This window comes from Moritella sp. F3 (assembly GCF_015082335.1).
GTDB lineage: Bacteria > Pseudomonadota > Gammaproteobacteria > Enterobacterales > Moritellaceae > Moritella.
The window spans coordinates 275,564-298,821 of record NZ_BLRL01000003.1; the positions used below are offsets into that span (position 1 = coordinate 275,564).

At 39.7% G+C, this 23,258-nt stretch carries 19 protein-coding genes; 8 read left to right on the forward strand and 11 right to left on the reverse strand.

What is annotated here, in order from left to right; genetic code table 11:
- Positions 1–37 precede the first annotated feature (37 nt).
- Complete coding sequence (dacB, locus tag JFU56_RS07500; RefSeq protein ID WP_242065905.1) at positions 38–1,477, reverse strand: D-alanyl-D-alanine carboxypeptidase/D-alanyl-D-alanine-endopeptidase; 1,440 nt, start codon at positions 1,475–1,477, stop codon at positions 38–40.
- A 206-nt stretch (positions 1,478–1,683) separates the two neighbouring features.
- Between dacB and JFU56_RS07505 the strand changes: the two genes are divergently transcribed.
- Positions 1,684–1,956 carry a GIY-YIG nuclease family protein gene (locus JFU56_RS07505; protein ID WP_198436668.1) on the forward strand — a complete coding sequence of 91 codons (273 nt, stop codon included), beginning with the start codon at positions 1,684–1,686 and terminating at the stop codon, positions 1,954–1,956.
- Positions 1,957–1,973: 17 nt separating this feature from the next.
- Here JFU56_RS07505 and JFU56_RS07510 read toward each other — a convergent pair whose 3' ends face one another.
- On the reverse strand, positions 1,974–3,761 hold the full coding sequence (locus JFU56_RS07510; RefSeq protein WP_198436669.1) for a GMC oxidoreductase: 1,788 nt from the start codon (positions 3,759–3,761) through the stop codon (positions 1,974–1,976).
- A gap of 358 nt (positions 3,762–4,119) precedes the next feature.
- On the opposite strand from JFU56_RS07510, the gene JFU56_RS07515 reads away from it, so the two are divergent.
- Positions 4,120–4,797, forward strand: a complete 678-nt coding sequence (locus tag JFU56_RS07515; RefSeq protein WP_198436670.1) for a metallophosphoesterase — start codon at positions 4,120–4,122, stop codon at positions 4,795–4,797.
- A gap of 16 nt (positions 4,798–4,813) precedes the next feature.
- On the opposite strand, the gene JFU56_RS07520 is transcribed toward JFU56_RS07515, so the two are convergent.
- Positions 4,814–6,700 (reverse strand): DUF3413 domain-containing protein, encoded by a 1,887-nt coding sequence (locus JFU56_RS07520; RefSeq protein ID WP_206759242.1) that lies wholly within the window; start codon positions 6,698–6,700, stop codon positions 4,814–4,816.
- An 83-nt stretch (positions 6,701–6,783) separates the two neighbouring features.
- Positions 6,784–7,014: a DUF1414 domain-containing protein gene (locus tag JFU56_RS07525; RefSeq protein WP_019442879.1), complete on the reverse strand. Its 231-nt coding sequence runs from the start codon at positions 7,012–7,014 to the stop codon at positions 6,784–6,786.
- Between the two features lie 80 nt (positions 7,015–7,094).
- On the opposite strand from JFU56_RS07525, the gene yejK reads away from it, so the two are divergent.
- Entirely contained in the window at positions 7,095–8,129 is a 1,035-nt protein-coding gene (gene yejK, locus JFU56_RS07530) for a nucleoid-associated protein YejK (RefSeq protein ID WP_198436671.1), read from the forward strand.
- Positions 8,130–8,232: 103 nt separating this feature from the next.
- Here yejK and JFU56_RS07535 read toward each other — a convergent pair whose 3' ends face one another.
- Both JFU56_RS07535 and JFU56_RS07540 read right to left on the reverse strand, forming a co-directional pair.
- Positions 8,233–8,727 (reverse strand): hypothetical protein, encoded by a 495-nt coding sequence (locus tag JFU56_RS07535; protein WP_198436672.1) that lies wholly within the window; start codon positions 8,725–8,727, stop codon positions 8,233–8,235.
- Positions 8,728–8,957: 230 nt separating this feature from the next.
- On the reverse strand, positions 8,958–9,371 hold the full coding sequence (locus JFU56_RS07540; protein ID WP_198436673.1) for a hypothetical protein: 414 nt from the start codon (positions 9,369–9,371) through the stop codon (positions 8,958–8,960).
- Positions 9,372–9,771: 400 nt separating this feature from the next.
- On the opposite strand from JFU56_RS07540, the gene JFU56_RS07545 reads away from it, so the two are divergent.
- Complete coding sequence (locus JFU56_RS07545; protein WP_019442874.1) at positions 9,772–10,071, forward strand: Dabb family protein; 300 nt, start codon at positions 9,772–9,774, stop codon at positions 10,069–10,071.
- 149 nt (positions 10,072–10,220) lie between these two features.
- Here the strand turns inward: JFU56_RS07545 and metE are convergent, their stop codons facing one another.
- Positions 10,221–12,509, reverse strand: a complete 2,289-nt coding sequence (gene metE / locus JFU56_RS07550) for a 5-methyltetrahydropteroyltriglutamate--homocysteine S-methyltransferase (protein WP_198436674.1) — start codon at positions 12,507–12,509, stop codon at positions 10,221–10,223.
- Between the two features lie 182 nt (positions 12,510–12,691).
- On the opposite strand from metE, the gene JFU56_RS07555 reads away from it, so the two are divergent.
- Complete coding sequence (locus JFU56_RS07555) at positions 12,692–13,621, forward strand: LysR family transcriptional regulator (RefSeq protein ID WP_198436675.1); 930 nt, start codon at positions 12,692–12,694, stop codon at positions 13,619–13,621.
- Positions 13,622–13,764: 143 nt separating this feature from the next.
- On the opposite strand, the gene JFU56_RS07560 is transcribed toward JFU56_RS07555, so the two are convergent.
- The 4 genes from JFU56_RS07560 to JFU56_RS07575 form a co-directional block, all read right to left on the reverse strand.
- The gene (locus JFU56_RS07560; protein ID WP_198436676.1) at positions 13,765–14,562 is read right to left on the reverse strand and encodes a response regulator; all 798 of its coding nucleotides are present in this window, start codon (positions 14,560–14,562) and stop codon (positions 13,765–13,767) included.
- Positions 14,563–14,881: 319 nt separating this feature from the next.
- Positions 14,882–16,156, reverse strand: coding sequence for a hypothetical protein (locus JFU56_RS07565; RefSeq protein WP_242065906.1), 1,275 nt, complete (start codon positions 16,154–16,156; stop codon positions 14,882–14,884).
- 213 nt (positions 16,157–16,369) lie between these two features.
- Entirely contained in the window at positions 16,370–17,839 is a 1,470-nt protein-coding gene (locus JFU56_RS07570) for a cell wall metabolism sensor histidine kinase WalK (RefSeq protein WP_242065907.1), read from the reverse strand.
- Positions 17,829–18,533, reverse strand: a complete 705-nt coding sequence (locus JFU56_RS07575; RefSeq protein WP_198436677.1) for a response regulator transcription factor — start codon at positions 18,531–18,533, stop codon at positions 17,829–17,831. The genes JFU56_RS07570 and JFU56_RS07575 overlap by 11 nt, the downstream gene beginning before the upstream one ends.
- Positions 18,534–18,774: 241 nt before the next feature.
- On the opposite strand from JFU56_RS07575, the gene JFU56_RS07580 reads away from it, so the two are divergent.
- The 3 genes from JFU56_RS07580 to pntB all read left to right on the forward strand — a co-directional run bounded on the left by JFU56_RS07580 (position 18,775) and on the right by pntB (position 22,961).
- Positions 18,775–19,230: a hypothetical protein gene (locus tag JFU56_RS07580; protein ID WP_198436678.1), complete on the forward strand. Its 456-nt coding sequence runs from the start codon at positions 18,775–18,777 to the stop codon at positions 19,228–19,230.
- 642 nt (positions 19,231–19,872) lie between these two features.
- Positions 19,873–21,414: a Re/Si-specific NAD(P)(+) transhydrogenase subunit alpha gene (locus JFU56_RS07585; protein ID WP_198436679.1), complete on the forward strand. Its 1,542-nt coding sequence runs from the start codon at positions 19,873–19,875 to the stop codon at positions 21,412–21,414.
- An 11-nt stretch (positions 21,415–21,425) separates the two neighbouring features.
- A complete protein-coding gene (gene pntB, locus JFU56_RS07590) occupies positions 21,426–22,961 on the forward strand; it encodes a Re/Si-specific NAD(P)(+) transhydrogenase subunit beta (protein WP_198436680.1) in 1,536 nt (511 codons plus the stop codon).
- The last annotated feature ends 297 nt before the right edge of the window (positions 22,962–23,258 follow it).

Sequence of the window (23,258 nt, forward strand, 5' to 3'; positions counted from 1 at the left end):
GCGTATTCAGTGTCGAGCCTCACTTAATTTAGCTAAGCTAGTATTCGGTGACGAGCATATTAAAAAAGGCGGCTGAATATTGCGTGATCGGTGAAGCCTGTCTCGGTTGTTCTGCATCGCGTGGTAGCGGGTTATAACCACTGACCATCAGTACAAATGGTACCATGTGATTTTTCTGAGTTTTTACAATACCGACTAAGTTGGATAAACCTTTCAACGATCCCGTTTTCGCCACGATATTACCTGTCAGCTGTTTAGTCAGTAACCCGCGACGATATTGCAATGTACCATCCACACCAGCGATTGGCATCGTGGCTAATAGCTGTAATTTATCATCGTGTTTGATGGTATAAGCAAGCACACTAAACATTGTTTCAGCAGAGACTAAGTTATGACGCGATAAGCCTGAACCATCAGCGATGACGCTAGAGGTTAGCGATATGCCTTTATCCGCTAGAATTTCATGCATGGCTTTAGCGCCATTACGGTAGTTTCCTGGCTGCTGAAAGTACTCTGCGCCAATGGTTTTAAATAAAATATCGGCGATTAGATTATCTGACTCTTTCATCATTTCGGTAATAATCGTGGCTAATGGCACGGACTCATGATTAAGCACCAGTGCTGATGTTATTGTTTGCTGGTTTTCAACAATATTACCGGTAAATTTAATCTTGGCGTGGCTTAGCTCTGCTTTAAGCACGGCGGAAAAATAAGTCGCAGGCTCTGATATAGCAAAGGACAAGGGTAAATTGCGTTTAGAAGGTGTTATACAGCCGAACAAGGTGTAATTATTACCTGGGTGACGTGTTACCTCTAAATCACAGAACTGTGCTTGTTGCTGTTCTTTGGTCATTATGTCGACTTCACTGACTAAGCTTAATGGCTCGTAATCAGGAATATAGATGGTTGCTTTTTTAAGATCTGCCGAGCGTTTTAGATTACCCAACACGCAATTACCATTGATAACTAAGGCTGACGCTTGAGTCGCATAGCAAACGGCTTGATCGTTCCAGACCTGGCCGTTCCCCCAATTATAACCATTAAAGCGACTTTGATTAAGGCTGATGTCGCCATTAATACGCGTAATACCTTTGGCTTTGAGCTGCTTAAGCATGCCACGTAGATCTTCTCTGGTGAAAGTAGGATCACCGGTGAAATTGAATTCAGTGTCGCTGATACTTTGTTGCTTGATTGCACCATGTAAACTGGTATTGAAGGTATACTTATCGGTGAGATAAAGCTTCGCGGTCAATGCTGTCAGTAATTTTTGGGTTGAAGCTGGCGTGAGCAGTAACTCGGTATTTTGCTGACTAATGATGTTGCTGGTTATGTCTTCGGTGGCGCTGAAAGGCTGGCCAATCATATAAGCGACGTTGGTACCTGAAGGCAAAAGTGCTTGTAAAGGCGCTAGTTCATCGGCATGAACAGTCATGCTAATAAAGTAGAGAGTAAGGCTGTAAAGATAAATTCGTAACATATTATTTTTTAATACTAAAAGCGATGTGGACGATTATTCTAGCGGACATTGTGCTCTAATAGAATGCGAATCATTAAATAACACTAAAATATTCGCTATCAACACGAGTATGATGTACTTGGTTTGTTCTGCTTTACATTATTATTTATAAATAGTAATAGTCGTAATACGAATAAAAATTGTAATAGTAATACAAAGGTGAGGTTGTGACTAAAACGGAATCGAGTTTATGGATTGTGTATCTGATTGAAACTGATGCGGGCTTATATTGTGGTATTACAACGGACATGGAAAGACGCTACAAACAACATTGTAATGGTACGGGCGCTAAATTCTTTCGTCGTGCTAAACCAATACGTATAGCCTATACAGAAACCCAGCCTGATAGAAGTACAGCAAGTAAACGTGAATATGCGATTAAGCAGTTACCACGCAAACAAAAACTCGCGCTGGTCAATTCTGCGAGTCTTTGTCTGTAGTTATTTGTTAGTGCATATTAAACGGCTTTAGCTAAAATCTCTGGTACGCCGGCCGTTTGTAGTGTTGAAGGGTTACCATCGAGCGCAGCTGAGAAATTAACTGGTTTAATTTTAGCGGCTTTATCGGCATCAAATACTGGGATTTGTGCCATCGCATGTTCAGTTAATGCAAGGATTGTCAGCGATGGATTCACGCCTAAATTACCCGCGATAATTGAACCATCGAGAATACGCAGATTCTTATAGCCATAAGTCTGGCCTGAATCATCGAGCACTGCCGTTGCAGGGTCCTTACCCATACGAGCGCCCCCCATCATATGCGCCGTGATAGGAGTGCCTGCAATGACCTCTAAGGCGAGATTACCTGCGTCACCGCCTGAATGCTTAATGTAATGTTCCGCGACTTTCTGCGCGATCGGGAAGTAATTCCTGAGCTTCTCGTCACCTTTATGTTGGACAGGTATCCAAGTTGGAGTGAAAGGGGAGTGCCAAGAGCGTTTACTCTCAATGTGGATATTATTTTGTGCCGTTTGCATGACTAATAAAATGATGGTGTCTTTGGCCTTACCAACCGGGTTCAGCATTTTTAGGGTTTTAATGGGTTGCTTGGCAATGTTCGCCAGCATAGTCACTGAGCGGGGGATCCCGGATTGCTTTGATGTCAGAGGTACTGACATGCCTCCGGTGAATGCAGCATCACTGCCTTTGGCATAACGCACAATCTCAACTTTGGTTTCCTCATCAGGTGAGAAGATCGAGGTGATAGCTGTACCATTCCAAACTTCTTCTTTTTGTTCTTGCTGGGTTAAACGATTGTGTGAAACAGTTAACAGTGTTTCCGAATTTGTTAGTACATTCTGACCTAGATTAGGACTTAGATTCGGTAATGTTTTTTCTACGTCTCGCATTCTTAGTAATAACGGCATAGTACCAAATACACCGCCTGAAACAACAACACCACGCGTTGTGAGTGTGTACTTTTTCTTATTAAATAGCCCAAGGCCTTCGGTGATATGGATGGTATAACCCGCGCTACCATCTTTAATGCCATTTTCATCAGCAATGGGTTCAATCTTGGTCACGTTTGACTCAGGGCGGATCTCTGCGCCATTACGTTCAGCAAAGTAGAGGTAGTTCTTATCCAGGCTATTCTTGGCATTATGGCGACAACCTGACATACAGTTACCACAATAGGTACAGCTATTACGCTTGGGACCGTCACCATTAAAGTAGGGGTCTCCACGGTCTTCACCTAAGCGTTCTACATTAATATTTTGTGAAACTTTATCTTCACCTTTTGGATAGAGTAGGCCGCTGTATACTGTTTTAAATGTATCTTCACGTCCCATATCGGTTGCGACGTCTTTTAAAATAAGATCGGCTGGACCAAAGTAACGATTTTTTTGTACGCCAATCATGCGTTGTGCTAATGCGTAATAAGGAGATAGGCGTGCGTGCCAGTCATCGTGCATCCCTGTCCATGATGGGTCGGCAAATATACTCGCTTCTGGAATAAGGTGGGTATTACCGTAAACGAGTGAACCTCCGCCAACAGCACTGCCGTGAACGAGGCTGATTTTACGTGTTACGGTGAAGGTAAACGGTCCTGTTAACCCCAATTGCGGTAACCACATGAAGCGTTTTAAATTCCAGCTGGTGCGTGAGAATTCCTTCGTTTCAATACGCTTACCGCGTTCTAATACTAATACTCGAAATCCTTTTTCTGTCAAACGCAATGCGCTGGCTGAACCACCAAAACCAGATCCGATAATAATCTGGTCAAAATCAAAGTTAGTACTCGACATGTATACTCCTACTGCTAATCCGTTAATTTCACATCAACATTGTGCTTCCAGCACTATATTTATTCTAGAGTATCTGTGATGTGTCCATTAGGTTAATGAATGCTAATGACTTAAATATGTTATCAAAATGCTACCTTCGTTGTATGTACCATACTCTAGGTAACTGACGGAAGGTTGATGTAATTATTTGTTAATAATGTATTAACCCTTACTTAAAGAATACTCGTAAAATTACTAGGCTGTCTCGTTTAGCGACGCTTTCATCAATTAAACCGTGTTAGCGTTAACTTATTGGAATGCCCACGTGAAATAGATCACAAAAGTGAAACATTGTTAAATATGTCTAACGAGGTATGAAATGCAAATACATAAAAATATACCAATTAATCATAAAGGGCAGGATTTCTTTGTTGGCGATATTCATGGTGAATATGAGTTGTTATTTACAACCTTAACGCAATGTCAGTTTAACTTTGAATGTGACCGTTTGTTTTCTGTTGGTGATCTTGTTGATAGAGGAAGTGACTCTATAGCATGCTTAGCATTGTTACATGAACCGTGGTTTTTCGCTGTTCGTGGTAATCATGAAGAAATGCTACTCGCTGATGAGGATAGCGAATTGGCTCGTATTCATCGCAGTGCTGGTGGCGAGTGGTTTTTTCAGTGCTCATTAGTAGAGCAACGCAGATTGAAAATGTTGGTTGAAGCACATTGTCCTTTTGCGTTTACTATTGAGTCACAATTTGGCCCTATTGGTGTTTGCCATGCCAATTCACCGCATAACTGGTCTGCATTACAAACTGCAACAATTGATGATATCGAGTTATTACAAGATAGTGCTTGGTCGACAAAGCAATATCAACAGGTGAAGAAAGGGGAGCTATTTAATATCTCAGGGGTTAAATTTGTGGTTCATGGGCATGTTAATTGTGCGCGGGTAACGACGAACTTAAATCAGCTCTGGATAGATACATTGATGCGGACAAGACGATTAACAGTCTTGTCCGCACAACAAGCGTATATGGTGATAGCTTAGCTTTGGCTTTTAATGTTTAGTTCTGGTCTTGCGCTGGTGTTGCTTTATAAAAATAATTTAACTCAGTCAGAATTTGATTAAACTGAGTATCCAGCATTGATTCTCGTGGCATCGGTTTGTAGTCATCTCGACTTCTCACGTTATGATTACCTTGGCTAGTGAATAGCCCTTGATAAGAGAACTGGGTGATGGTGTCTTGTTGTAGTATCACAAAGTTATTCTTATCACCGAGTAGTTGCCATGATTTAAACTCACCAGCGAATAAATCAATACCGTTACTGTAATCTGATATTGGATTATTGACGGCGTTTAGATTGGTCAAAATAGTCGGCACCAAATCAGTACTGTTAGTGTCTTGTTCTATTACACTTGGCTTTTTACCCGGCCACACTATAAATAAGGGTACTTGCGTTTGATAGATGGAGTAATTACTACCATAACCCCATGAGTGATCTTCTGAATCATTAAATTCATTACCGTGGTTCGCAGTAAAAATAATCACGGTATTATCATATTTCTTCGATTGTTTTAACTGATAAACAATTTTAGCGACTGCTTTGTCTACATAACTCACGCTGTTTCGATAACTATTAAATAACGCGATTTGGCGATTGCTTGCCTGGCTGTTCAAGTCTTGAATGTTAGGATAGAACAGGGCTGGAAAACCTGCTGGTGTATCCATTTTTTGCACTGATTCTAAGCTAACATAGGCAAACCAAGGCGTTGTGGTGTCTTGCTCTCTTATCCATTTACGGGTTTCTGTTACCGTCTCTTTATCGTTTTCAGTACCTTCTACGATAGTTGTTTGGGGACTATCTAAATTAATGAAGGTCGTTTGTTTTTGTTTATGTTTTGATAAATCTTCGGTATTAAAGATACCTAGGTTGTAGTTAGCCTGAACAAAATAATCGAGCATGAAAGGGGATTTTGCTGATATTTCGATATCATCCCAATATTGTGGCGCCAACCCATACATAATGCCGAAATTACCTAGTAAACTGCCGTTACTGATACTGAAATGATTATTGAATCGTTGGCCTTTTCGCGCCAGTTTAGACATTTCAGGCATGACACTATCATTAAGCATATCAGCTCTAAGTGCACTGATATTAATTAATAATACGTTCAAATCTTGTTTTTCATCGTTCACGTCTAATGGTTTTTTAGGGTAGTCGAGACGTGAATCTGATTGTTTTTTGGTGTCGCTGACACGTTTATTGAAAGCTTCTTTATCTAACCAGCCATACTTAGCGAGGAAGGTTCTTGCTGTCATCGGGTAGGCAAGTGGGAAGTTTGCTTTCTGCGCTGTGATAGGGCGATAAACTGCGGCATCCGCCCACATATGTAATAAGTGACCAGTTAAGAAACAGCAGAAAAAGAAAATAGCGATAATAGGGCCAAGTTTAAAACGACTTAACGGTCTTAACCTGTGCCATAGCAAGCTTGAAATAAGTAACTCAAGTAAGAATAAGAACGGCACGAAAGCAAAGAGAGTCTGCCAGTCTGAGTTAAGTGTTTGTTCACTTTCACCGAGTAATATCTCAAAGATAATTGGGTTTATGTGTAAATTATACAGCTTAAAGATTTCGGTATCGATAATTAATAACGATAATCCCACGGTGGCAAAGATAACGGTGAGGAATCGCAGTGCTCGTGGAAAGGGTATGACAAAGCTGATCGGGAAGATCACCACAAGATACATTATAAAAATGATAAAACTGAAGTGACCAAGCAAGCTAATGAGAGAATAGGCTTGACCGAGCATCGTTTCAGGCCATTCGGCGATGAAAAGGTAACGTGATGCAAGTAAGATCGCCAGTAAGATGTTGGCTAAGCTAAACCAGTGGCCCCAACTAATAATCTTGGAGACTTGATCGCGGTAATGATGTCCTGTTTCTAGCATAAGTTAAACTGCAGTCTCTAATAGTACTTTAATAGTGTAATGAGTAAAAATAAATGACAAGGCATCCTTGCCTATCATTTTAATTAATGTGATGTATCTTTAGACTTTACTGACGCAACAAGTGCTTTAGCAAATTTCTCTGCTACCGCTTGGCGCTGTTTTGGTGATAAAGATGCGTTGATGATGTTCGCAGCTGCATTACCAAGAACCATTAAGCCAAGGTCTAAGGGTGCATCGTGTTTTTCTAGTACATCGATAACTTCATCAATTACTTTTTCAACTTTATCACTTTTGTATTTAGAAACTATAGGCATAATTTAATCTTTTAATGTATGAATGGGCAAAGATGATTATAATACCTCACAGAATTCATTAACTCTAATACTTTAAATATATGCAGCTAAAATTAAATAACATTATTCTACATTCATTAGCCTTTAACACCGAAGGTGAGCTTAAATGCTACCCACGTAATGAAGAGCTAGCTAATTCACAGCCTGTTGAAGAGCTTGCGAGCGAATTACACCGTATTTATAACGCTAAGCCAGCAAAAGGATTTGGTTACTTTAAATGCGCAGAAGAAGACAATAGTCGTTTACCTTTTGAGAGCGAATTGCGTAAATTTATCGATGAAGAGAGTAACTTTGTTGATTTTTCAAGCGCTGCGTCGAGTTTATTAGTTGGCGAATTATTAAAATATGACTTTGTGACCCAAGGTATTTTGGCATTTGTACATTATAACTGGATGGCTTCAGACTATCTGATCGTCGCGTTATTAGAAAATAAAGACAGTGTGATGGTGACTGAGCAGCTTGATCTGAACAGTTCACATTACCTAGAACTGTCTAAAGTGCAATTGGCCGCTAAAATCGATTTGACTGAATGGCGACAAAATAGCGATTCAAAGCGCTACTTATCTTTCATCAAAGGCCGCGCTGGTCGTAAGGTGTCAGACTTCTTCCTCGACTTCCTAGGCTGTACAGAAGGTATGGATGCTAAAATACAAAACGCAGGTCTAATGCGCGCTGTAGATGAATTCTGTCATGTTGCCGAGCTAGACGCTGATGAGGCAATTCAAGCACGTGAGCAAGTTGCACAATACTGTAATGAGCAAATTAAAGAAGGTAATGAAATTGAAGTTAAAGATCTGTCAGATCATTTAGCGGATGTTTCATCTCGTGACTTTTATCAGTACGCATCTGAAGCTTACGAGCTTGAAGATAGCTTCCCTGCTGATCGTGGTGCGGTACGTAAACTGACGAAGTATGTCGGACAGGGCGGTGGTTTAAGTGTTAGCTTTGATCAGAAATTGATGGGCGAACGCATTAGCTACAATGCACAAACTGATACACTTACAATTGTTGGTATTCCGCCGAATTTACGTGAACAGTTGACTCGCCGTAGTAACTCGGAAGACGATAGCGAATAATCATTCATTTATTCGTTACTGCTTCAATAAAATCTGGTGGTAGTTAATCTTGTATAGCTATCACCAATATTCTTTTCTTAGTACTGCCTCAATCATTTCGTTATTAGATTAATTTGTTTTCGATAGACTTAACTTGCTTTAGCCCCCATTCCCCTTTTATCGCTACTTTTAGCATCATATCTAAGAAGATATGTAAGCCGTTGTTATCTAGATCAAGACAAATACCGTGATTTTCTCGAGAGTAAATATATAAAGCGACTAGGTTATCAGGCTTTTTATCTAAAGATATACGTGTGGTTAGTAGTGCATCAGGCTGTGCTGGCGTCGATTTTTTCTGTATCTCAGTCCTGCCAGCTGCATCATGTAATGCTTGCTGGTGCTTATCTGCAAATGATGCTTCTTGATTCGTTTTATTTTCTTTGTAACAAGATTGGATTTTATCTAACTCATATTGGAGGGTTAATTCTGCGTTAAGCATTTCTAATAACTTTTTGCACATGTGCCGAGTGAGCCACCATTGAGGATGATTTATATTATTAGAAACGATGAGTAGCATGCGATCTTCAACAGGGTTATAAGTTAAGCTGACTTGGCTCATTCTTAGTCCTTACAGGTTCATATACGATGTATTGATATTACTTAATACTAGTTTTTACATTGCAAAGTGCAAATACAAATGAAAAACAGTTTTGGGGTAACTAAAATGCAGATTAGATGGAAGTGGACTATGGGATTTTTGCTATTACGTAGGGGTTATATAAGGGAGCTTTGAGCCCCCTTATATCAATTATTTAGTCAGCTAATAGTCAAACGACTATAGCAATATGACTATGCTTCAGCAGTTACTTTTGCTGTTGCAGCTTTAACTACTTTTTGAACTTTTGCTGGTTCAGTTTTTAATTCGCTGATCATTTGTGCAAGAAGGTCAATTTTACTTTCAACTTCATTTAGTTTTTGACCTTGAACACCAGTAAAACGGCTAGTAATGCTTTGCGCTTTAGTTTCAATTGTTTCTAAAGAGATTTTTTTACCTAAAAGCGCTGAAACTTGCTCTTTTACTTGAGGTTCAACTTGTGTACCGCGCTCAACTAAAGATTCAAAAAGTTGCGTTGCTTTATCTGATGACTTTGATGCTTCATCAACGATTGTGCCATAAACACCAAAACCTGCAGTGATAGATGTTTTTGCTGTTTCTTTTGCGACATTGTAGATAGTTTCTACTTGGTTTAGTAAGTTAGCCATGGTTATCACTCCTAGTGAAAGTATGTAGATTAAGGTTTCTTTTCAGTTGAGTTAATCATATTGCTTTTATTTAGAAATCACATTCCAGAGCAAAATAAAAATGATTATTATCTGAATAAAAGTTAAATGGCTTGTTAGGGAGGCATTATAGGAAACGGTCTTTTAGGAAACCAAGTTACAAGGCTTGCAGAGAAGTTCTATTTCAGTCTAAATATAAGGTTGGTGTAATGCACATTTGTGATGCTTATATGAAAATTTTGTGAAACATTGATATTCATCCTGCTAAATGGGTTATTTAAAGTTATACTTTTGCTTCTTCAAATCCCCACCTTATTTGGATGAATAGTTCGGGTTAATAATGTGGGTGAATTTTAATTTGTTAAAAAAGGATAGAACAATCATGGCGTTCAAACATATTGTAATGTGGACTTTGCTAGACACTGCTAATGGTAATGATAAAAGCACAAATGCTAAATTAGCGAAAGAAGCACTTGAAGCGCTTAATGGTCAGATCCCAGGATTACAACACTTGGAAGTGGGTATTGATTCTCTACAAGGTGCGGGCTCTTACGATCTAGTATTGATTGCAGATCTAGACTCTCGTGCTACATTAGATGTATATCAAGATCATCCTGCACATCAAGCGGTATTACCTATGATGAAAAGCATCACAAGTCAGCGTGCAGCGGTAGATTATTAATCTAATTTTTTGCTATTAATATAAGCGAAGACTGTAGAAAGTGAGAAACATATAAATAAAAAGGAGAGCGCTTGCTCTCCTTTTTGCATTTTATAGTTTAAGGTTATAGCTTAAAGTCATAGTTTTAGGTTACAGCTTAGCGCTATGGCTTAAGCCTTGTGTGAAAAGGTATCGCGCAAGTTATGTGCAGCGGTAACCATGTTCTGTAATGCTGCTTCTGTTTCTTGCCAACCGCGGGTTTTAAGGCCGCAATCTGGATTAACCCATAGACGCGCAACGTCAATGTATTCACTGGCATTGGTGATTAGCTGCGTCATCCACTCAACACTCGGTACATTTGGTGAATGAATGTCATAAACACCAGGACCAATATCATTCGGGTAGCTAAAGTCAGTAAACGCTGACAGTAATTCCATATTAGAGCGTGACGTTTCAATCGTGATCACATCGGCATCTAATGCCGCGATTGAAGGCATAATTTCGTTAAACTCGCAGTAACACATGTGAGTATGGATCTGAGTATTATCTCTTACGCCTGACGCACTGATACGGAACGCTTTTGTTGACCAATCTAGATAAGCCTGTTGCTCGCTGCTACGTAGCGGTAGGCCTTCGCGTAGTGCGGGCTCATCAATCTGAATGACTTTAATACCAGCTTGTTCTAAATCAACGACTTCATCACGAATAGCTAAGGCAATTTGGTTAGTTTGTTCTTCACGGCTAATATCATCACGCGTAAACGACCAACATAAGATTGTCACAGGGCCTGTTAGCATGCCTTTCATTAACTTACTCGTTTGTGCTTGAGCATACTTACTCCAAGCGACAGTCATTGGTGCAGGGCGAGAAATATCACCAAAGATGATAGGTGGTTTAACGCAACGCGTACCATAGCTTTGTACCCAACCGTTTTTAGAAAATGCAAAACCATCAAGCAATTCACCAAAGTATTCAACCATGTCATTACGTTCTGGCTCACCATGTACTAGCACGTCAAGTCCCAGTGCTTCTTGGCGGGTGACCACATCTTTGATCTCAGCTTGCATTTTGGTGATGTATTGATCTTGGCTAATTACGTTTTGTTTAAATTGATTACGCGTTTGACGAATATCACTCGTTTGTGGAAATGAACCAATCGTCGTTGTTGGGAAAAGCGGTAAATTCAATTCTTGCTGCTGGCTAACAATACGTTTAGTAAATTCGCTATGGCGCTGTGCATCTTGGTCTGTGATTGCCGCAACGCGTGCTTTAACAGCTGCATTATGAATGCGTGTTGATGTTGCGCGCGAGGATACAACAGCTGTTGATCTTTCGAACTGCGTAGCTAATGCTTCACTGTTAATACCGCTTAGCACTGCATTGATACTGCTTATTTCAGTTAACTTTTGTGTTGCATAAGCTAACCAAGACTTTAATTCTGCATCAAGCTTGGTTTCGTTATCAAGATCAACCGGGCTATGTTGTAGCGAGCATGATGAAGCAATCCATAAGCGTTCACCCAACTGTGTTTTTGCTTGTTGTAGTGAGCTTACCGATGTTGCTAAATCATTACGCCAAATATTACGGCCATTAACGATACCCGCAGATAAAATCGCGTCAGCAGGCAGTAATGCTAATGCTGTTTCAAGTTGCTGTGGTGCGCGAGATAAGTCAATGTGAAAACCATTAACCGGTAATGAGAATGTAAGTTCAGCATTATCGCCGAGTGCGCCAAAGTAACTCGTGAGTAATAGCTTATTAGTGCCTTGCGATAGCTCAGCATAGCTGGTAGTAAAAGCTTTTTTCCAGTCACTTGTTAGGTCTTGAACTAGAATTGGCTCTTCGATTTGCAGCCATTCAATGCCTTCCGCAGCGATATTAGCGAGCAATTGCTTATAAGTTGTAACGAGCTGAGGTAGCAGCGCTAATTTATCAAAGTCACTGTTCGTTTTGCTTAATGATAAATAGCTTAACGGCCCTAACAGAGTTGCTTTAATTGGGAAGCCAAGTGCTTTTGCTTCTTGGATCTCTTCAATTAATTGGTTGTAGCTTAATGCGAACTGTTGATCTTCGTTAAGCTCAGGCACAAGGTAGTGATAGTTAGTATCAAACCATTTAGTCATTTCGCACGCTGCAGCTTGTTGACCACAACAAGGGCTTGAACCACGCGCCATATTAAATAGTGTATCAAGCGTGATTGTTTCTTCTTGATGACGGGCAGGGATAACACCTAATGTCGCTGATAATGCTAATACTTGATCGTACCAAGCAAAATCGCCGACAGTGATGAAATCTAAACCTGCATCAATTTGTTGCTGCCAGTGCTTTGATCGTAAGGTTTTACCTACGCTTTCTAATTCAGTTTTAGTGATGTCACCTTTCCAATATGACTCAATTGCTTTTTTTAATTCACGGTCTGCGCCAATACGTGGGAATCCTAATATGTGTGATTTAGCCATTTGCAACTCCATTTGATTTGTTTGATGTGTTATAAATACTCTTAAACGTAAAGCCGTTTAGATGGCTAAAGTATTGACTATTATATCACGTGAATCAAATTCATATTTTTACTGATTAAGTTGAAATTAATTGAAGTTGGCTTTATGCTGAATTTAGTCATCAGTTTAAAAGGAAATTAACGATGCTCGAAGTTAAGCATTTGAAAACCATCATCGCATTAGAAAAAACAGGCTCGTTAGTTGAAGCATCTGAAAGTCTTTACATGACACAATCAGCTCTGTCACATCAGATTAAAGATCTTGAAGAACGTTTAAATACGTCGTTATTTATTCGTAAAACCAGACCATTGCGCTTTACGGTTGCAGGTGAGAGGGTACTTAAACTGGCGAAATCAGTACTCCCTATGTTTGCTAATACAGAGCGTGATATCAGTCGGTTATTATCAGGTAATGCCGGGCGTCTGCATATGGCCATTGAATGCCATAGTTGTTTTCAATGGTTAATGCCTGCGATTGATGTATTTCGCGATCAATGGCCAGAGGTAGAATTAGATTTAGCGTCTGGTTTTAGTTTTGCGCCATTACCAGCACTGAAACGGGGTGATGTCGATCTCGTCGTAACGTCCGATCCACAAGTCTTATCCGGTGTGCATTACGAACCGCTGTTTAGCTATCAGCCAATGTTAGCGGTGAGTCGCCATCATGCGCTGGCTAGTAAGTCTTATATTGACCCTGAAGATCTGGCGACAGAAACCTTAATTACCTATCCTGTGGAACAAGAACGGCTTGATATATTTAATTTATTTTTAGATCCTGCAGGTGTATCACCTCATGCCATTCGTCATGCGGAATTAACCATTATGATGCTGCAGTTGGTGGCGAGTGGTCGTGGTGTGGCGGCATTACCTAATTGGGCATTAACCGAGTATTTAGAGAAGGATTATATTCTTGCTAAGCCACTTGGAGAAGAGAGTTGTTGGACGACGTTGTATGCAGCGATCCGTGTTGAGCAGCTTGACATGCCCTACATGAGTGAGTTTTTGAAAGATGCGAAAGCAAGCTCTTTTCAGCAGCTAAAAGGGATTAAAATCGCTAGCATAATCAATGCTTAAATATTAAAAAGGGAAATATGCACAGTGTGTATCTCCCTTTTTATCGATTACTATTTGACTCTATAGCGACTCTATTTTTATATTGTCGCCATAGCTACAGCTATTTTATTCTACAGATAGCAGCACATTATAAACACAGAATGTTACTTCTCATCTAACAGTTGTTTGATTAGCATTCTAACCGTATCAATATCAAATGGTTTATCACATAACGCGGAAACACCAGCTTGCTTGACTGCTGATAATTGAGCGTTGCCTTCTTCAGACGTCACCATCATGATTGGCAGATAAGACAATTCAGGATTCATTCTGATCTTTTCAACTAATTCTTTACCGTCCATTTCTGGCATATTGTAATCAGTCACGATCAAATCAAAGGTGTTTTGTGCTAAATACTCGAGTGCCTCCACGCCATTTTCAGCAGATGTAACGCCTTCAATGCCCATGCTGTTTAATACACGGCAAATATGTTTTCTGGCGGTTAAGCTATCATCAACGACCAAGATACTTAATGCTGTCACATCATAGAGATCTAGCTCCATTTCTTCTGGTTCAATATAGCTAAGTGTCGAGTTTAGTGCACGCTGTAAATCAATAAACTTAAATGGCTTAGGTAAAATAGCAATTGCGCCAGCTTGCTTCACTTTGTCTAATACTGAAAAACGTTGCTCGCTGGAAATGAGCATAAAGGCGATGCTTTCAGTGAGTCTATTTGATTTAACAAATTCGGCTAACTCAGCACCTGAGCCATCTTCAAAATACATCGCACTGATGATCAGGTCGGGGATAAATCCCGTTAAACTCTGCTTTGCTTGCGCGATTGAAACAACACATTCGATGTTATCAACGCCCGCATCTTGCAACTGCGTTTTGATAAATTTATTTTGTGTAGTCGAAGGCTCAATTAATAAAATAGACAGATCACGAACTTCAAGACTCATATTATTCCTTTTTATATAAGTTTATATTACTACTAATTAACTAATACATAATGAATGTAGCTAATTATCCCGTCTAAAATATCCTGACTTGGCATAAGAGTCTAGTTTTACTGTGATGAAAAGTGACTTTGATTGTCGATATTTATTGTGATGGCTAGGTTATTTATTCTGTTCTGTTTACGTAATATTCGCTACTAGCTAGGTGAATAGGATGCTCCTGTGAAATAGGTGTTCTTCGTAATATAATGGGAGAGCATAATACAAACCAAGGAGTAAGCTATTTACTGCTTGGTTTGTGCTCATAATTTAGGTGATGTGATTAATTCCTCTCAACAGCGCTTGTTGGTAATGTCGTTACTTGTGTTGTTTCAATGGCAACACCTTCAAGTGTCGCACTGATAACGGCGGCATCAACAAGTACCGTATTGATAACGCTCTCATCTTTAGAGGCATCAGCAAGTGCCGTATTGATAATGTTCTCATCTTTAGGGGCATCAACAAGTGCCGTATTGATAACGTTCTCATCTTTAGGGATATCTACAAGTACGGCATTGATAACGCTTTCATCTTTAGCTACATCTTCAAGTGCTACGGCATTGTCAGTGACTTGAATAGTCTCATCATCAGTGTCAAATTCACTTAGCATTGCAGAAAGCTCAAGTTTAAAGGTATTCACTTGCTGTTTATAGGACAGATCAGAAAGATCTTGGCCTAGAAATTTATGCCCAAAATCTTCGAGTGTGGCGCGGTAATGTAATACTATTTGCTCGCGTTGCTTTTTATCTAGTTTATTGATCCAATCGACATCGCTGCTCACGTGTTCTGCACTTTTAATATATTTGTCGGCTAAATTAGCAGCGTCATCTAGGGCTATTACATCTCGTGGACTTGAGGTGATAACTGTCGTTAGGTTCTGCAGTTCCTGTTGGACACGGTTGTAGCTTTGCGGAATTAATCGTTGATTTAATTGGTCAAACTTATCTTCTAATGGTGAGTAATACTCTGCAGTGACAATGTTGATTTCAAGCTCATTTAGTTTTTTTTGTAACTTATCACGGTTAGTGGCTTGCCAGGATGAGGCATTATTCGTTTCGATATTGCTGATTAATTTATTCATGGCTTTATTGATGTATGCAAAATCACGTTGCCAAGTTGGTGTTATTTTAGGTGATAGGTATTCAATATCAGCGAGTGGTTTAGATAAAAAAGCAATGACTTTGGCTTTGGTTTGTTCTGCTTGAAGCAATCTATCATTGACTTCGCGAACACTGGCGAGTACTTTTTCTTCTGAAGGCCCCCCAAAGAATCCTTGGTCACTTGGGTCAAATCGGTTAACGATATAATGCATACTCTCGATGTCTTTTTGGACCGATTTCCAAGTCTTTGGAGCATAAAATGTGAAGTTTTCATCACTGGCCTGGAGATAACTTTCTTCAACTAGGGCTACTGCATCATTCACTCTTTGATTCGCCTGAATATTGATTTCAGCCATTCTTTGTAACTCATCGGTCGATACCGTTTTATTTTCGAAACTAGCGCAACCAGTAACAAGTGTGATCAGCAGCGCTGTGTGAGTAATTTTTAACATTCGCATATTGTATAATCCTAAACTAGAGGAAACTTGCAGAGCTTCATTTAAGACTAGCGGTGCTTTGGGTATTTGCAGTGAGAATGGTAAGTGCTGACGTTATGCCGTGGAAAAATTGCTGCTGCAGGGGAGGGCAAATAAAATAGAAAGTGACGTGTTCTGAATTGTTTAGGGTAAATTCTGCAGCTTAGATGTGATGATTAAACTGCAGAAATAAATTTATGCACTGACATTCGTTGTTGGCAAACTAAAGCTAAATGTTGTCCCTTGGGATAGTACGCTTGATACCGAAATATGAGCATGATGCAATGATAATAGTTTCGCCACGATAGCGAGTCCTAACCCTGAGTTTCCTTGTTGACCATTGACGGTATTTTTAGCTCTAAAATGAGCATCAAAAATATGGTCAACATCTTCTTTAGGGATCCCAACACCAGAGTCTGCGATACTAATGATAAGTTGACTCTCTTTCGGTTGCAGCTGGATCTTAATACTGTCACCTGACTGGCAATGCCTTAGTGCATTATCCACTAAGTTAGTAAGTACCCGCTCTAATTTGGCGATGTCGGCAATCGCTTGTAGGCTAGGATCTTTAGGCTCAACAGATAAGGTAATATTTTTTTGCTGTGCCTGAAGTTGAAATTTACTTAATACATCTTGTGCGAGTTCAGCTACCGCGACAGGCTCTTGATATAAGCTCACTGTATTACTATCTAATTGTGCTAGTTCGATAATTTGTTCAACTAAACGCTGTAATTGATTCGCATTCTTTTGCGCTACTTGTATAAAGTCTGTGCCTGCAGCGTCTGGATATTGCAGCAACCAGGTTTCCAGATAACCTTTCAATGAGGCTAGTGGTGTTTTTAAGTCATGTGATATGTGTGACAACATTTCCCGACGCAGTTGTTCCGTTGATTTTATCTGTGTCAGTTGTTTGTTGATCTTACTTTCTAATGAGCCAAAATTATTATGTAGATTAATAATTTCGTTAGCCGCATATTGATTGGGAGTTGAATTCGAGACCGTGCTGAAATCACTATTCACAAAGTTAGCCATATCTTTATCTAATTGACTGATAGGGCGAACAAGTCGTGCAAAAATAAATACTAATAATGCAAAGGCCAGCGCAAAGAATATGATCAAGGCTGCAAGGATCTTATACATATCACTGTCGAATGCTAAATTTTTCACAATACTGTCGTATTTATCACCGCCGAGGATCACAAATACATAGCCAATTTGTTGGCTATTTTTGAATATTGGCGCTGATGAGAACAGTTTTTGTTGGTCTGGGCTTCTTGGATTATCGGCATAAATCGGATAATCAGCACCCTTAATAAAACGCTCGAGTGGTGCGGTATTAATGTTATTACGTTTTATCTTACTCGGTTCAGCTGCGTATACTAAAAGTTGGCCGCGGTTATCTGTGATGTATATTTCATAGCTTGGGCCAAGTAGCATTAAGCTATGAAAGGCGGGCTTGAGTGCTGAACGGCTAATATCGCCTTGCTGTAAATCATCAGAGTAATGGATGATTTGCTGAGCGAGGTTCTTGTGTAGTGTTTGTTCGACACGGGCTGAGTTGGTATCGGTGATCGCGCAATAAATAACGAACAAGCCGGTTGCCATGATGACAAATAATATAATCAACGGGAATGTTATCTGTCCTAATAAGGATCTATGTGACATCGCTGACCTCCAGTTTATAACCAACGCCCCACACTGTTTTAATGTATGTCGGCTGCGCTGGGTTTGGCTCTATTTTATTTCTTAATCTATTCATGTGTGAGTTTACAGTATGTTCATAGCAATCGTTATGATAATCCCATACCTCAGCCAGTAACTGTTCTCTGCTGTAAACACGACCTGGGGATCTAGCTAAAAATAATAATAGTGAAAACTCAGTACTGGTTAGGGTAATTAAGGTGTCGTTTCTGCGTACGCTGTGTGTCGCTTGATCTATGATTAGATCGGCAATCTTAATTTTCTCTGGTTCGTTACTCTTCACCGCTTGTACATTACTACGACGTAGTAGTGCCTTAACACGGGCTTGTAGTTCTAAAACACTGAATGGTTTAGCGAGGTAATCATCTGCGCCAGCTTCAAGGCCTTGTACGCGGTCTAGTTCTTCAGTACGTGCTGTTAACATCATGATTGGTACAATGGCGTCAGTTGCACGTATTTTTTTGCATATGTCGAGCCCATCCATATCGGGTAGATTGAGATCTAACAAGATCAGTTGGAAGGTGTGTTCACTTAATTGCTGAAAAGCATCCTTGGCGTTATGGCAACAAATAACCTTGTTACCAATCATTTCTAGATTGATGCGTATTAAATTAGCGATATCCTGCTGGTCTTCGACCACCAATACATGTGTATCCATTGTATCCTTACCTCTTATACCAACTCGATATTTATTTATCGTATTATTGTGTTTTTAGCTATTTTTGTACATAGGTTGCATTGCAACTGCTAAGACAAAACATATTAGTCTTATTTAGTGCGATCTATGTTGGGTTTTTTATAACTGCTTGTATCGATATCATACATCTGCAACATAATTCATGCATTTTTATTTATCTTGGCTACCGTTAAATTATACCCCACGAATAGAGTGTAACAGCATGCTTGGTCAGATAACTGAAAGTGATAAATTAATTTTGTTATACCAATTTGAAACGCAAGGTGAATTAGCACCTGAGTCAATAATTGATATCTCTGATGAAGAAGCGCGATTTATCCGAACATCGGGTGAATATATTCTCTGGGAGTCGGGGAAAAGGGATTTTGATTATCCTGAGGTAGCTAATTCACATTGGTTAGAAACGACGTATTTGGGCCAAGCGGCTAAACTAGATTGCCTACAGTCCCACGATGCGATTTTATGCCCGCTATTTATGAGTAATCAATTTCGTGGCGAATGGCATATTCACAATGGATTTTTGCGAATGAACATAGAATCATCTCATCATCAAATGGAGTTATTTTCAGTTGCCAATGATGACTGTAATATTCATTCATTGTTATTATTTAAAGATAAGCAACTAAAAGGCGCTGCAAATATAACGTTAATGGTTTAGACATCGGATGAGTATACCTCCAATTAAACAGCTGTTTGATAAACAAAACCATTTAATACCATAGTTAAATCTAATCAATCCTCACTAAAGCACCCTGTAAATTATCGAATCATTATTTCCAGAGTAATAATTTTTAACCTCTATTGCTGTAAAATTAGTCATCAATCATGACTAAAATAGCTAAAATGTAAAAAAATGACACTTTATAATAAAAAGTAACAAGTTATGTCTTTTTATTTCATGGCGTTATTTTTACATTTTATCACCTTTTGACATCCTCATTTATTTCAAACGAAACCCAATTGACTTGGTCATGTAAATCCTTGAAGAATAAACCAATTTATTCTTGTAATTGTGACTTCAAAGATGTTTTAATTCGAGTTAGATAATTATTTATTTTTCTTTTAATCCACATTTTAGATTCCAAATTCCATTTAAAATGCGGTAAGTTAGAATAAATTGTTGTTGCGTTAAGTCACATTTTTGTGAACAATCGTTAGTGACAAATTGCTCATTTCATTTTTATTATGAGTGGGTTAAATTCGATATTTTGTACTGATGCTTCTCCGTACCTCATGCTTTATGAGATACACATGGAACGTAGTATTTTATCTTTGATGTTGAAACAGACAGGAACAGATGATGCAAATAGGTATACCAAGAGAGACCCTCAAAGGTGAAACTCGCGCTGCTGCAACGCCAGCAACGGTTGAGCAGTTACAGAAACTTGGCTTCACAGTATTGGTTGAAAGCAATGCTGGACAATTAGCAAGTTTCAGTGACGCTACTTTTGAAGCGGCAGGTGCAACAATATCAACGGATACCAAACAAGTTTGGGCTTCTGATATTGTTCTTAAAGTTAATGCGCCAGCAAATGACAAAGAAATTAAGCTATTACAAAAAGGCACTTCGTTAATCAGTTTCATTTGGCCTGCCCAAAATGAAGAACTGCTAGAGAAACTTGCAAAGCGTGAGATTAACGTTTTAGCAATGGACTCTGTGCCGCGTATTTCACGTTCACAGTCACTTGATGCATTAAGCTCAATGGCTAATATCGCCGGTTACCGTGCGGTGATTGAATCAGCCAATGAATTTGGTCGTTTCTTTACGGGGCAAATTACCGCTGCAGGTAAAGTACCACCTGCTAAAGTACTGATTATTGGTGCTGGTGTTGCTGGTCTTGCTGCTGTCGGTGCTGCTGGTAGCTTAGGCGCTATTGTACGTGCTTACGATACTCGTCCTGAAGTTAAAGAACAAATCACCAGTATGGGTGCTGAATTCTTAGAAGTAGATTTTGAAGAATCTGCTGGCTCAGGTGATGGTTACGCGAAAGTAATGAGTGACGACTATAAGGTTCACGAGCAAAAAATGCTTGCAGACCAAGTCGCTGATGCTGATATCGTGATTACGACTGCACTTATTCCGGGTCGTCCTGCGCCACGTCTAATTAGCCAAGAAATGGTTGATGCGATGAAAGCGGGTAGTGTGATTGTCGATTTAGCTGCTGTGAATGGTGGTAACGTTGAACCAAGTGTTGTAGATAAAGTGATTACTACTGACGGTGGCGTTAAAGTTATCGGTTACAACGAAATGGCTCGTCGTTTACCTGCACAAGCATCTCAGCTTTATGGTACTAACTTAGTTAACCTGCTTAAGTTATTAACACCAGAAAAAGACGGTGAAATGAGCATCAATTTTGATGATGTTGTTCAACGTGGTGTGACGGTTATCAAAGACGGTGAAATTACTTGGCCTGCGCCACCTATTCAAGTTTCAGCTGCGCCTCAAGCAGCGAAAAAAGAAGAAGTGAAAGCTGCGCCAGCAAAACCTGAAAAGAAAAAAACCGGTATTTACAAAGCGATCCTAGCGGGTGGCGGTATTTGGGCTTATTCAGCGTTAGCAAGTTATGTTCCTGCTGAATTCTTAAATCACTTAATGGTATTTGCACTGGCTTGTGTGATTGGTTATTACCTGATTTGGGACGTTGCATCGTCATTGCATACACCGCTTATGAGTGTAACTAATGCTATTTCAGGTATTGTTATCCTTGGTGCTTTCTTCCAAATGGGCGCAGAGAGCGGTCTTGTTACCTTCCTCGCATTCCTCGGCACATTTATTGCCACTATCAACATCGCCGGTGGTTTTGCCGTTACTGAGCGTATGCTGAAAATGTTCCGTAAATAAGGATTTTTATAATGTCTCAAGAATCAATTGATGCTGCACAAACTGCGATTAACGCAGCGCAAGTAGCAGTAGATGCAGCAACACAGGCTGCACAAGTGGCACAAACTGCGGTTGCAGAACAAGCGCCAGTAGTTATTGAAGCTGTACAAGAAGTTGTTGTTGCAACAAATGGTAAAGGTATTTTAGAAGCGGCTTATATCGCTGCTGCGGTACTATTTGTACTTGCACTTGCTGCACTATCAAAGCAAGAAACAGCACAACAAGGTATTTTCGTTGGTATTCTAGGTATGGTTGTAGCTGTTGTTGCAACATTATTTAGCAGCGACGTAACGAATATCGGCTATATCATTGCCGCTATGCTTGCTGGTGGTGCATTTGGTGTACGTTGGGCAAACAAAGTTGCGATGACTGAAATGCCAGAGATGGTTGCGATCCTAAACAGCTTCGGTGGTTTAGCAGCAGTATTTATCGGTTACAACAGCTATATCGAACACAGTATTACTGAACCAGTAATGTTAAGCATTCACTTAACATTGATCTTCCTGGGTGTATTTATTGGTATCGTTACATTTGTTGGTTCATTAGTTGCTTGGGGTAAATTAAACGGTCGTGTTAAATCGAGCGCGTTAATGTTACCACACCGTCATAAAATGAACTTAGCAGCATTGCTAGTGATTGTTTTCCTCATGTTCTCGTTTGTTGGTGCTGGCCTTGAAGGCGACACTGCAGCATTAGTTATCATGAGCCTTATTGCTATTGTATTTGGTGCGCATTTAGTTCTATCAATTGGTGGCGCAGATATGCCAGTTGTAGTGTCTATGCTGAACTCTTATTCTGGTTGGGCTGGTGCGGCTACAGGTCTTATCTTAGGTAATGATCTGTTAATCGTAACGGGTGCTCTAGTTGGTTCTTCAGGTGCAATCTTAAGTTATGTAATGTGTAAAGCGATGAACCGTTCGTTTATCTCTGTAATTGCTGGTGGCTTCGGTAACGATGTTGTTGCACCTACAGGTGATGAAGAGCAAGGCGTTCACGTTGAAACATCTGCTGCTGAAGTGGCTGAAATGCTAATGGGCTCTAAGCGTGTGATCATCACTCCTGGCTATGGTATGGCTGTTGCGCAAGCACAGTATCCTGTATTCGCAATCACCAAGAAATTACGTGATGCCGGTGTTGATGTTCGCTTTGGTATTCACCCTGTAGCGGGTCGTTTACCAGGTCACATGAACGTACTACTTGCTGAAGCAAAAGTACCTTACGATATCGTATTAGAAATGGATGAAATCAATGAAGATTTCAATACCACTGATACTGTACTTGTAATCGGTGCGAACGATACGGTTAACCCTGCGGCGAAAGAAGAAAACTCGCCAATCTCAGGTATGCCTGTACTTGAAGTTTGGAACGCGACTAACGTTGTTGTATTCAAACGTAGTATGGCTACTGGTTATGCTGGTGTTCAGAACCCATTGTTCTTCAAAGAAAACACAACTATGCTATTTGGCGATGCTAAAGGTTCTTGTGATGATATAATTTCTCACATGTAATGTATTTTAGTTAGTTGATTAGTAGATACGAAAAAGGGACATCATTTGATGTCCTTTTTTTATGGTTGATAGTTTATTTAAGAACCTGCAATAGGTTATGGATCTAATCTTGGATTTTTTAATAAATTAATTATTAATTGGTATGCCTTTGATTGTACTGAGTTTATTCGCTTTGACTGGTTTCAATTATTGTAATTATTATTGATAGATATAGTATCAATAAAGATGGTTAATGTTTTCAATCACTTACTTTGCTAATCCAATTAAATTCCGCTAAATTAGCGTGAAATTTAAACT

Coding starts and splice junctions, on each gene's coding strand:
- dacB (WP_242065905.1), bottom strand. CDS start 1,477: ATGTTACGAATTTATCTTTACAGCCTTACTCTCTACTTTATTAGCATG.
- JFU56_RS07510 (WP_198436669.1), bottom strand. CDS start 3,761: ATGTCGAGTACTAACTTTGATTTTGACCAGATTATTATCGGATCTGGT.
- JFU56_RS07515 (WP_198436670.1), top strand. CDS start 4,120: ATGCAAATACATAAAAATATACCAATTAATCATAAAGGGCAGGATTTC.
- JFU56_RS07520 (WP_206759242.1), bottom strand. CDS start 6,700: ATGCTAGAAACAGGACATCATTACCGCGATCAAGTCTCCAAGATTATT.
- JFU56_RS07525 (WP_019442879.1), bottom strand. CDS start 7,014: ATGCCTATAGTTTCTAAATACAAAAGTGATAAAGTTGAAAAAGTAATT.
- yejK (WP_198436671.1), top strand. CDS start 7,095: ATGCAGCTAAAATTAAATAACATTATTCTACATTCATTAGCCTTTAAC.
- JFU56_RS07535 (WP_198436672.1), bottom strand. CDS start 8,727: ATGAGCCAAGTCAGCTTAACTTATAACCCTGTTGAAGATCGCATGCTA.
- JFU56_RS07540 (WP_198436673.1), bottom strand. CDS start 9,371: ATGGCTAACTTACTAAACCAAGTAGAAACTATCTACAATGTCGCAAAA.
- JFU56_RS07545 (WP_019442874.1), top strand. CDS start 9,772: ATGGCGTTCAAACATATTGTAATGTGGACTTTGCTAGACACTGCTAAT.
- metE (WP_198436674.1), bottom strand. CDS start 12,509: ATGGCTAAATCACACATATTAGGATTCCCACGTATTGGCGCAGACCGT.
- JFU56_RS07555 (WP_198436675.1), top strand. CDS start 12,692: ATGCTCGAAGTTAAGCATTTGAAAACCATCATCGCATTAGAAAAAACA.
- JFU56_RS07560 (WP_198436676.1), bottom strand. CDS start 14,562: ATGAGTCTTGAAGTTCGTGATCTGTCTATTTTATTAATTGAGCCTTCG.
- JFU56_RS07565 (WP_242065906.1), bottom strand. CDS start 16,156: ATGCGAATGTTAAAAATTACTCACACAGCGCTGCTGATCACACTTGTT.
- JFU56_RS07570 (WP_242065907.1), bottom strand. CDS start 17,839: ATGTCACATAGATCCTTATTAGGACAGATAACATTCCCGTTGATTATA.
- JFU56_RS07575 (WP_198436677.1), bottom strand. CDS start 18,533: ATGGATACACATGTATTGGTGGTCGAAGACCAGCAGGATATCGCTAAT.
- JFU56_RS07580 (WP_198436678.1), top strand. CDS start 18,775: ATGCTTGGTCAGATAACTGAAAGTGATAAATTAATTTTGTTATACCAA.
- JFU56_RS07585 (WP_198436679.1), top strand. CDS start 19,873: ATGCAAATAGGTATACCAAGAGAGACCCTCAAAGGTGAAACTCGCGCT.
- pntB (WP_198436680.1), top strand. CDS start 21,426: ATGTCTCAAGAATCAATTGATGCTGCACAAACTGCGATTAACGCAGCG.